This is a genomic window from Mucilaginibacter gossypii (assembly GCF_017569325.2).
Lineage (GTDB): Bacteria > Bacteroidota > Bacteroidia > Sphingobacteriales > Sphingobacteriaceae > Mucilaginibacter > Mucilaginibacter gossypii.
In genome coordinates, this window is the sequence record NZ_CP071878.2 from 4638998 (window position 1) to 4650131 (window position 11134).

10 protein-coding genes are annotated in these 11134 nt (G+C 41.1%); 3 read left to right on the forward strand and 7 right to left on the reverse strand.

Annotation, left to right across the window (positions count from 1 at the left end):
• Positions 1-38: 38 nt before the first annotated feature.
• The 7 genes from J3L18_RS19315 to J3L18_RS19345 form a co-directional block, all read right to left on the reverse strand.
• Complete coding sequence (locus tag J3L18_RS19315) at positions 39-494, reverse strand: GNAT family N-acetyltransferase (protein ID WP_091173891.1); 456 nt, start codon at positions 492-494, stop codon at positions 39-41.
• A gap of 69 nt (positions 495-563) precedes the next feature.
• The gene (locus J3L18_RS19320; RefSeq protein WP_129569993.1) at positions 564-2279 is read right to left on the reverse strand and encodes a GMC oxidoreductase; all 1716 of its coding nucleotides are present in this window, start codon (positions 2277-2279) and stop codon (positions 564-566) included.
• A 131-nt stretch (positions 2280-2410) separates the two neighbouring features.
• Entirely contained in the window at positions 2411-3601 is a 1191-nt protein-coding gene (locus tag J3L18_RS19325; protein ID WP_129569992.1) for a phosphoglycerate kinase, read from the reverse strand.
• 101 nt (positions 3602-3702) lie between these two features.
• On the reverse strand, positions 3703-4137 hold the full coding sequence (locus J3L18_RS19330; RefSeq protein WP_129569991.1) for a GNAT family N-acetyltransferase: 435 nt from the start codon (positions 4135-4137) through the stop codon (positions 3703-3705).
• Between the two features lie 123 nt (positions 4138-4260).
• Complete coding sequence (gap, locus tag J3L18_RS19335) at positions 4261-5268, reverse strand: type I glyceraldehyde-3-phosphate dehydrogenase (RefSeq protein ID WP_129569990.1); 1008 nt, start codon at positions 5266-5268, stop codon at positions 4261-4263.
• Positions 5269-5360: 92 nt separating this feature from the next.
• Positions 5361-6458: an MraY family glycosyltransferase gene (locus tag J3L18_RS19340; RefSeq protein WP_091173907.1), complete on the reverse strand. Its 1098-nt coding sequence runs from the start codon at positions 6456-6458 to the stop codon at positions 5361-5363.
• 79 nt (positions 6459-6537) lie between these two features.
• Positions 6538-7275, reverse strand: coding sequence for a glycosyltransferase family 2 protein (locus tag J3L18_RS19345; RefSeq protein WP_223266186.1), 738 nt, complete (start codon positions 7273-7275; stop codon positions 6538-6540).
• A 106-nt stretch (positions 7276-7381) separates the two neighbouring features.
• On the opposite strand from J3L18_RS19345, the gene J3L18_RS19350 reads away from it, so the two are divergent.
• The 3 genes from J3L18_RS19350 to J3L18_RS19360 are packed head-to-tail and all read left to right on the forward strand — an operon-like array spanning position 7382 to position 11119.
• Positions 7382-8164 (forward strand): polysaccharide biosynthesis/export family protein, encoded by a 783-nt coding sequence (locus tag J3L18_RS19350; protein ID WP_129569988.1) that lies wholly within the window; start codon positions 7382-7384, stop codon positions 8162-8164.
• On the forward strand, positions 8165-10585 hold the full coding sequence (locus J3L18_RS19355; protein ID WP_129569987.1) for a GumC family protein: 2421 nt from the start codon (positions 8165-8167) through the stop codon (positions 10583-10585).
• Positions 10586-10621: 36 nt separating this feature from the next.
• Positions 10622-11119, forward strand: a complete 498-nt coding sequence (locus tag J3L18_RS19360; RefSeq protein WP_129569986.1) for a UpxY family transcription antiterminator — start codon at positions 10622-10624, stop codon at positions 11117-11119.
• Positions 11120-11134 lie beyond the last annotated feature (15 nt).

The window sequence follows — 11134 nt, forward strand, 5'->3', positions numbered from 1 at the left end:
ACAAACGGGGCGGGATATTCTTGATGTCCCGCCCGCTCTTATTCATTCTTCATTAAAAAATAATCACCTAAAGCATCACTGCCTTCTTCCATAATTTCCCAACCCAATGCTTGATAAAACTGAAACGCCGCTTCATTTTTAACAAGACACTTTAACCTAAGCGGAGAGGGATAATTTTGAGCAGCCAAAGCCAACAGGGCTTTTCCGATGCCTTTTCCTCTGTATGCAACGTGCACATATAAATGATGAACAAAAGCATCAGGAGGCCATACAGCCATAAACCCAACTGTCTCATTATCGCAGGTTGCTACCCATATATCCTCATCGTGCGTATGAGCATCAAAATCATTTAATGTAAACAAATTGCTGTCCATCCAATGAAATGCCTGTATGCGACAAAGCAGGTAGATTTCCCTAAGCTTATCACGATCTGCTTTATTAATTGGATGGATAAGTACGTTAGTTGATTTCAATGCAGTTACGATACGATTCATTAATCGTTTGACTTTGCGGTTGCAAACAGTTCCTTTAAATTATCATTTTCGAAAACAATCGAAGCAAAATTATATGTTGTTTTTCCGCAATTCATCTGCCGCGTAATTTGCCGCCCTTGCAGTTAGGGCCATGAAAGTTAAAGATGGGTTTTGAGTACCGGTAGATGTCATACAAGCACCATCGGTTACAAATACATTGGGGCATGCATGCAATTGGTTCCATTTATTTAGCAATGAGTTTTTAGGATCGGTTCCCATCCTTACTCCTCCCACCTCGTGGATATCTAAACCAGGGGCCTGCTTGCTATCGTTAGGGACGATGTTTTTACATCCCGCCTTATTAAGCATCTCGGCACCCTGCTGCAAAAAATCGTTCAGGGATTTTACATCGTTATCATCATAATCTACAGAAACGGATAATAATGGTATTCCCCATTCATCTGTTCGGTCTTTACTCAGGCTCACCTTGTTTTCGACCTTGGGGATGGTTTCGCCCTGCATCATCATATATACATTCCAGTTGCCCGGTTCAGAGATATTTTCCTTATAGTTAGCCCCAATCTGATCGCCATCAACAGCATGCCCCCAATTGCTCCTTGTAGCGCTATAAAACGTCATATACCCTCTTAAAAAGTCGGTTTCCTGTTTATAAACGTTTCTAAAATTTGGCATCATCACCGCAGCCGGCCTCCGTCCATAGTAATAGGTATCCAGGTAACCATCAATGGTTGCCGTTAATGATCCGCGATAATTATGAAATGCAATATACCTGCCAAGCAAATCATTATCGTTTCCTAAACCGTTTGGAAACCTGCCTGATTTTGAATTGAGTAAAATAAGGTTAGAGTTTAACGTAGCTGCGTTTACAAAAATAATACGGGCATAATATTCGGTAACCGATTTAGTGTGTGCATCTATTACCCTAACGCCTGTCGCCTTTCCTTTTTGTTCGTCGTAAATAATTGAATGTACTATGGCATCGGGCCGGAGGGTAAGATTCCCCGTTTTGGCCGCCCACGGCAAGGTTGATGAATTAGAGCTAAAGTACCCCCCAAACGGACAGCCGCGTTCACATAAGCTCCTGGCCTGGCATTGCCCCCGGCCCTGTTGTAAATGAATTGGTTGAGGTTTGGTTAAATGTGCGCACCTTCCGATAACAACATGCCTGTCCTTATAAGCATCCATGATGCCTTTTTGAATGTGTTTTTCAACTACATTCATTTCCCATGGCGGTAAAAACTCACCATCCGGCAGCGTTTCCAATCCATCCTTGTTACCGGCTATGCCAGCAAATAACTCTACATGACTATACCATGGTGCAATATCGTTGTAACTTATAGGCCATGCTGTAGCAAAGCCATCTCTTGCTGGGCCTTCAAAATCAAAACTGCTCCAGCGCTGGGTTTGCCTGGCCCATAACAACGACTTACCTCCCACCTGGTACCCGCGGATCCAATCAAACGGCTTTTCCTGAACATACGGGTGTTCTTTATCTTTAACAAAAAAATGAGTTGTAGCCTCGCTAAATGCGTAACATTTTTCGGCAATCGGGTTTTCGCTTTTTATACTATTAGGTAAATGTCCCCGATGGGGGAAATCCCAGGGATTTTTAGTTGCGGTTGGATAATCTTTTAAATGAGCAACATTCCGGCCACGTTCCAGCACCAACGTTTTCAGCCCTTTTTCGCACAGCTCTTTGGCAGCCCATCCGCCGCTGATGCCCGATCCAATCACAATGGCGTCAAACGTGTGTTGAGCCTCTCCTCCGGAATTAATGTTAATCATATTTAATAATTGGCTTAAATGCAAAAATCGATTTGAAGTTAAGATAATTATCAGGGAATAAATTGATCGGCAATGGCTTTAAACAAAAAAAGCTCCGTCACCGGGGCTTTTCTTGTTTGTTTTAGTTCTTATTAGTCGTTGATTGCTTTTACACCTGGCAATTCTTTACCTTCCATGTATTCAAGCAAGGCGCCACCACCGGTTGATACGTAGCTTACTTCGTCGGTCATGCCAAATTTGGCTACCGCAGCGGCAGAATCACCACCACCGATCAGCGAGAAGGCACCGTTTTCAGTAGCTCTGGCCACAGCTTCGGCAATGGCTTTGGTTCCGCCTAGGAATTTCTCCATTTCAAAAACCCCCATCGGGCCATTCCATAAAATAGTTTTTGATTCTTCAACTACCTTGCTAAATAAAGCAACCGTTTCCGGGCCGATATCAAGACCCATCCAGTTATCTTTTATTTCGCCGGTTTTGGCAACATCCGTGTTAGCATCATTTGAAAATGCATCGGCAATGATGTTATCTAAAGGCAATAACAGGTTTACACCTTTTTCTTTAGCTTTTTGCCTTAGGCTGATTGCCAGATCAAGCTTGTCCATCTCAACCAGTGAGGTACCAATGTTACCACCATCAGCTTTAGCAAATGTATAAGCCATACCACCACCAATAATCAGGTTATCTACTTTTTCCAGCAGTTTTTCGATAAGCTCAATTTTATCCGATACTTTTGAACCGCCCATAATAGCTGTAAATGGCTTAGGTGCATTGTTCAGGATCTTTTCGGCATTGTTTAATTCGGCTGCCATCAGGTAACCAAAATATTTGGCATCAGGAAAAAACTGAGCGATGATAGCAGTTGAAGCGTGCGCGCGGTGAGCGGTACCAAAAGCATCGTTCACGTATACATCACCTAATTTCGAAAGCTTTTCTGCAAAGGCAACATCACCTTTTTCCTCTTCTTTATAAAAACGCAGGTTCTCTAATAATAAAACCTCGCCGTTACCAAGCGCTTTTGCTTTTTCAACAGCTTGCTCACCAATGCAATCATCAGCAAACTGAACCTGCTGACCAAGCAGATCAGACAAATGAGATACGATATGTTTTAATGAATATTTTTCTGTAGGACCATCTTTCGGTCTGCCAAGGTGCGACATCAGGATAACTTTGCCGCCATCTTTCAATATTTTTTTTATGGTCGGCAAAGCTGCCGTCATACGGTTATCGTCGGTAATATTGTAATTCTCGTCAAGAGGCACGTTAAAATCCACCCTGATGAGGGCTTTTTTACCGGCAAAACTAATTTGATCTACTGTTTTCATATCTATTAAAGGGTCATTTGTTATGAACGGGCGCAAATTGAGCATTTTAATTCAAAATACTTAACGAAAAACGAAAAAAGCTGTTTCAATCCGCCAAAATTTCATCTTATTTTAACATACATTACATGGTGGGGACCAATGCCCGGAACCTCAAATTCAGGCGAAACTATTTCGAAACCAAGGCCGCTGTAAAAGCGCACCGCTTTTATACGGGCGTTGCACCACAGGTAATCTGCCATTTGACCGCGCAGGTAAACCAGGGCAAAGTTAACTAACTGGTTGCCGAAACCTTGGCCCCGGTATTTCTCGGTTGTTGCCATGCCCCGTAGCTGGTAGCCGATACCGCTAAATTCGCCATAGCTTTGCGGGTGAAACGAAGCTATACAGGCCAGTTCATCATCAACAAAATAACCAAGGTGAAAATTCCCTTCATTATTATCTGACGGAAAACGACATTCATCAAGATTGAGCCTGCCCTCACGCAGTACCTCATTACGCATATGCAGCAGCTCATCAACTTTTATAAACTTGATCATGCAGCAAAATTGAAAAAATTCATGGAACAGGAAATTTTAATTCCATTAAATTAAAGCAGCAACGCTTATTTCACGTATTCCGGGAGCTACTCAAATTATACAGAAAATAACTTATACTACTGTTTAGGCAGGCTGTTTTTTAAGTTCGGCTATTCGTACTACCAAATCGGCCAGCCGGCTGCTGTATCCCATTTCATTATCATACCAGCCAACAACTTTTACAAGGCCACCCACTATTGATGTTAGTTGGGCGTCAAAAATGCAGCTGTGCGGATTATCCAATATGTCGGTTGATACAATAGGGTCTTCCGTATATTCCAGTACATTTTTCATTGGCCCGTTTGCAGCTTGTTTAAATGCTTCGTTAATTTGAACTATGGTTGGTTGCTTTTTGAGACTGCAGGTAAAATCAGTTAATGAACCGTTAAGTACCGGTACACGAATTCCTGCTCCGCCCAAACGGCCGTCCAAATGAGGGAATATAGCGGTTATTGCTTTAGCAGCACCCGTAGTAGTGGGTATTATAGAAGCCGATGCGGCCCTTGCCCGCCTAAGATCTTTATGAGGTGCATCATGCAGGCTTTGATCGCCGGTCATGGAGTGAACGGTGGTTATGTAACCATCAATGATGCCCCAGTTTTCATCTAATATTTTTACCATAGCGGCAACATTATTAGTTGTACATGATGCGTTTGACAGCACAGGAGATTGCAGGTCAACCTCCCGGTCGTTTACACCAAGCACTACAGTTGGTACATTTTTATCGGTTGATGGTGCAGATATGATAACCTGCCGTGCCCCGGCGGTTAAATGCGCCTCAGCACCACCCCTGGAAGTGAATTTACCTGTAGATTCTACTACGACATCAATATCCAGAGCCTTCCAGGGCAGGTTAAAAGGATCGCGTTCGGCAAATACCCGTATACGCTTACCGTTAATAACAAGACTGTTATCATCAAAACTCACCGTACCCTTAAACCCCCGATGAACAGAGTCATACTTAAATAAATGCGCGAGGGTTTGCGTGTCGGTAAGATCATTTATAGCTACCACCTCTATATCGGGATGCAATAAAATATTCCTTAAAAATACGCGACCAATCCGGCCAAACCCGTTTATAGCTATCTTCATGGTGTGCTGATAAATAAAGCATCAAAGTTAATGAAGATGAATGGTTAATTTGTTTATTTACGGTATTACTACTTGCAGGTTACAATTGGTTATTAGTCGCTAAAATTCCGGACTACCAGGGCTTCGCCTTTTTTTGAACGGATAAAATAAGTGATCATTCCGTTAAAAGATATCGACAATAAAAATATAAAGGCAATAAGCCAGGAGTTATTTAAATTATTAAACACCAGTACCATTACTATCGAAACAAGGTTCAGGCATCCTAAAACAAAAGTAGTTTGCAGATGCGTTAAACCCATTTTTAACATACGGTGGTGGATATGGTTGCGGTCTGCATCGAAAGGGGATTTTTTGTTTAAGATCCGGATAGTAAAAACCCTGAGCGTATCAAAAACAGGACCTATAAGTACTGCTACAATTAAAGCCGGAGCAGTATATATAAAAGGCAATTTAACAGTCGAAACCTTGCTCAACTCAATAAATCGAATGGCCATTACTGCAGATACCAGGCCAATAAGGAGGGCACCGGTATCGCCCATAAATATTTTGGCAGGGGTTATGTTAAAACGCAAAAAACCAGCCACCGCTCCAACTATAGCAAGCGAAATTGCTGCAAGCTCATATTCGTTCATATAAATAAAAAGTGCCGCAAAAGTGCTATTGGCAATAATACCCGTGGTTGCAGCCAGGCCATCTATACCATCAATAAGGTTAAAAGAATTGATGATGAGCATAATAACCAGTATTGACAACATTACGCTGGGTATATATGGCAAGGCCGTAATATTAAAAACGCCATACATACTGCTGATCCTGATATCTCCGGGGATAACAAGTATGGCAGCAACCACAAACTGGATCATGAACTTAGTGCTTGAATTAACCCCCGAAAGATCATCCTTTAACCCCATGGCAAACAAAATTATACATGCGGTAAGCAGGTAACTAACGGGCAACGACTTATCGATAAACAGCAAAACTGTAATAGTAAAGCTTACAAAAATAGCAACGCCTCCCAAGCGGGGAATACCATGATCATGCTGTTTCCTGAAATGTCCAACATCATCATATAAATGGCGGGCACGTGCAACATGTAATATTGAAGGGATACATAATAATGTTATAAGGGTTGAAAATACAACTATTAGCACATTATAAACAAAATGATAAGAGCGTAGAAATTCAAGCATATGCTATAAATATGTTAGTGACCGGCTTATTCATTTATAAGTACTTGTACGAAGTGTAACGCAAAAAGTTAACTAAAAATTAAAGAAATTGAAAAATCTTTCTTACGGGTTTCAGCACAATTGCCAAAACGGGTAAAAACACATTATTTTTACGCATTGCTTTCAAATCAAATGACCACGCCTTAAACCTGTTCATTAAATTGCTGTTGCTTATACCCCCTACCTGCATTTTAACCATAACTTTGTTAAGATAAAAGCTCCTTACCTGCCACTTATGCAGAAACCTCGCCATTAATTCATAATCGCCTGCAGAACCGTATTCAAGGCTGTAAAAACCGTATTTATCAAACAAGATGCGCTTACAGTAAAAGGTAGGATGTGGGGGCATAAAACCACGGTTAAAGGAATTTTTTCCACATTTGTGACTTTTCCATTTACGGGTGATTTTACCTACAGAATTTATATAGTCAAGGTTTCCGTAAACGATCCCGGCTGCGCTGTCTGAAAAAGCCTGCGCTACTGCTGATATAACTTCCTGATTAGCAAAAAAATCGTCGGCGTTAAGCGTGCCAACTATTTCGCCTGTTGCTAAACGGATACCCTTATTGACTGCATCATAAATGCCCTGGTCCGGCTCAGATATCAAAACTTTGATGTGCGATTTATATTGGTTAATTATTTGCAGGGAACTATCTGTTGAGCCGCCATCAATTATAATATACTCAATGTTGTTGTAATTCTGGCCGATAACAGATTCGATACATCTTTTAATAGTATCCTGAGCATTGTAAACAACAGTAATAACCGAGATCTTCAACCTTGCAACTTTGGGAAAAATACAACGTATTAATACCCCGAAATTATGTAATTTTGACTTTGCAGCCTAATTATCTTAAATATAACTTGGAACTTTATAGCTGAACATGCGCAACTATACATCTATCTGCCTGATAATTGGGATACTTTTTTTGTTAACCTCCTGCTCAAGCAAACAATATCAATATCTTTTTGACCAAAAGTATAATGCTACTGATACCGCATCAAAAGGAAGCGATGCAACAGTAGGCCCGTACCGTATTAAAGCACAGGATATACTGCAGATCAGGAACCTGCAAAGCATAAAGTATATAGTTGACGAAGCGCCTGCAACCAATGCAGGGGGCAGCGGAGGTGGAGGTACTGCCGGGCAAACGTTTCAGGTTGAAGACGACGGCACTGTTGCGCTGCCTGTTATCGGCCATGTAAAAGTTGCTGGTCTTACCAGGCCGGAAGCAGCAAAACAAATTGAGGAGCTTTACCGTACAAACCTGCTGAAAGACCCCATAATTGAGTTGAAGATCGTTAACCTTAAGGTAACCATACTTGGCGAAATAAAGGGGCAGGGGAACTATACGTTAACAAAAGACAGGACAACTTTGGTTGAAATGATTGGAGAAGCAGGAGGCCTGACAGATAAGGCTAATGAAGCAAATGTAAAAATAATAAGAGGCGATCAAAAAAACCCGCAGGTTACTGAAATTAACCTTCGGGATATCCAATCAATAAATGATCCCCGTGCTATTCTTCAAAGCGGAGATGTTATTTACATAGCACAAAACAAGCGTGCCGTTCGCAATGATAAATTGCAAAACCTTTCGGTAATAACGCAGCCGGTTTTACTGCTGCTTAATACCGCCTTGATTATTTTTACGCTTTCTCATCGGTAAATGGAAGAGTTAGAAAAAGTACAAAGAAAGCTGCCCAACCAGGAAATTGACTATTTTAAGATCGGCAAAATACTCCTCAGCCGCTGGTACTGGATATTGGCATCCGTCGTTATTACATCAGCTATTTCATACACTTATTTATGGTATACACCCAAAACATATGCCACCGGGGGAACACTTAAGGTAGAAGAAAAAAAATCAGAGATTTCTGACATTATCAGTGTAATGACCACGCCCGAACGCGGCCCGTCAAAAATTCAAAGTATAACTTCGGTATTAACCAGCCGTACCCTCATCCTAACAGCAATAAAAGACCTCGACTATCGTATCAGCTTTTATATCTCGGGCAGGGTACGTACCTCCGAAACCTATCCGCAAAAACCTCTCGGTATTACTCTGGTAAAGTTTGATAGTCTTAATTTTTTCCATAGTCTGATAACTTTTAAGCCGGTCAGTGCTCAAAACTTCAATCTTACTTATAGCATAAACGGTAAGGAGATTCAAAACAACTACAAATACGGCGATATTGTAACCATTGGCAATACCAGTTTCCGAATTAAATACCCGGGGTTAATTCCATCCAAAACAATTTATTTATTTAAGTTCAATATCCCCGAAGATTTTATCGGCCGGGTGCAGGGTAATTTATATGCTGGCGAAACAGCAAAAAACTCAAATATAATTGCCATCCAGCAAACAGATTCCAATCCGCAGTTTGCAGCAGATATACTTAATGCGATTATGAACAATTATGTGATTTTTGACCGAAACCAAAAGGCGCAGTCAGCTTCACAAATGATCGATTTTATTGACAGTCAGCTGGATTATCTGTCAACTGAAGTAAAAGGCTCTGAAAACTCGATAGAAAAATACAGGAAAAAATCCAAGATACTTGACGTTACATCCGCATCAACTACTTCAGTAACCAAGGCAACCGAGCTTGAATCAAACAAATCGTTATTAAAAATACAATTAATAGCGCTCGACCAGCTTAGCAGCGAAATAGCCAAGGAAAAAAACAATGTAACCTTAAACTTTAATGTCGGCAGCGCTAATCTACCGTCGTTAGAAGTTATGGTAAGCCGCCTGGACAACCTGATTACAGAACGGGCAAGTTTATTAACTACCTATAATGCCGATTCGCAGCCTATTCAAAACATTAACCAAAGCATTATCCAAATTAAAACCACCGCTTTAAACAATATAAAACAGATCCGGGCTGGCATCGAAAAAAATATTCAATATCTTGATAATCAACTTGGCCAGGTTAACTCAACTATAGCGGCATTGCCTGCCGCCCAGCGTGATATGGTGAGCCTGCAGCGTGATTTTGATATTAATGATAAAGTATACTCTTTTCTGTCCGAAAAAAAACTGGAAGCGCAGATCAGCCGTGCCGGGATTTTGCCTGGTGCAACTATTATTGAACTGGCTCAACCAAACTATAATCCAGTTTCGCCTAATGAACATAATATCCACCGTACTGCCACTATATTAGGTCTGGCTATAGGCCTGGGGCTTATCATTCTCATCAGGATATTAAACCCCTATATTTATGATAAGGAAACCATTGAAAGTCTAACCAGCATACCTATCCTGGGCGTTATCCGAAAATTCCCGTATGCCCTTGACGAAAGTAGCGAACAAATCCTTGCTATCAGCAAACCCAAATCAATTTTTGCAGAATCGGTCCGTTCTGTACGTACTAATCTTAGTTTCCTTTCGTCAGAAAAAGCAAGCAAAGTTATTTGTATAACCTCGGAAGTAGCCGGCGAAGGCAAATCATTTGTTGCCGTAAATTTGTCAAGCACGCTTTCACTTATTGATAAAAAAGTAATATTAATAGGAGCCGATTTACGTCGTTCAAGGCTACATAAAACTTTTCATGTGGCCAATGATATTGGCTTGACCAATTACCTTGCACACCAAACTGAAATTGACGATATCATTCATCACTCTGAACAGGAAAACCTTGATTTTATAGTGTCGGGGCCCGTACCGCCTAACCCATCAGAGCTACTACACAGCAAAAGGATGAACGCTTTAATTGAAACACTTAAAACAATGTATGATATAGTGATGATTGATACCGCTCCGATCGGACTGGTATCAGATGCTATACCGCTTATCAGGATAAGTGACATCAATGTTTTTGTGATCCGGTCGGGCAAATCAAAATATTATGCCGCAACTGTGCCACAGCGCATAGCGCAGGAATATCACCTCGATAATACCGTGATAATTTTAAATGCATTCGAAGAAGATTTGCTGCATTCAAGATATTACACTACCAAATTTACCGGAGAAAATGCAGGCACGCGATATTACTATTATTCAGATTACAGCGGCTACGAAGGTTCGGGCTATTATCTTGATGATGAAAAGAAAAAATGGTGGAATTTAAAACGATGGTTTAAATAAGCTTGTCTATTTAAAAAGATTGTTACTAAAATCAATATGGCAGTAAACAAATGGTACCCGGTTTACACCAACCCACGAGCCGAAAAAAAGGCATATGAAGCATTAGTGAGCAAAGGCATTAATGTTTACCTGCCACTGCACCGTCAGCTTAAACAATGGAGCGACCGCAGAAAATGGGTTGAGGAACCATTGTTAAAATCATACCTGTTTGTAAATATTGCCGAACAAGAGCAGGCCGAAGTGTTAATGACCAAAGGCATTGCGCGGTTCCTTTATTTTTCGGGCAAGCCTGCAGTTATGCCTGATAAACAGATCCATGAACTTAAATTACTCATGGCAAGTCCATATGAACTGGAGGTAACAGAGGAAGACCTGCAGCCGGGCGAGAAGATTATCATCAGAGCAGGTGCACTAAAGGGCATGACAGGCGAAGTTGTATCACGCAGATCGCAAAAACAACTGATATTACGCCTGGAAAGTATTGGTTACTCTATTATCGTTAATGTTGCTGCATCGCTCATTGAGCGGTTTTAAAATAAAAGGAATTGT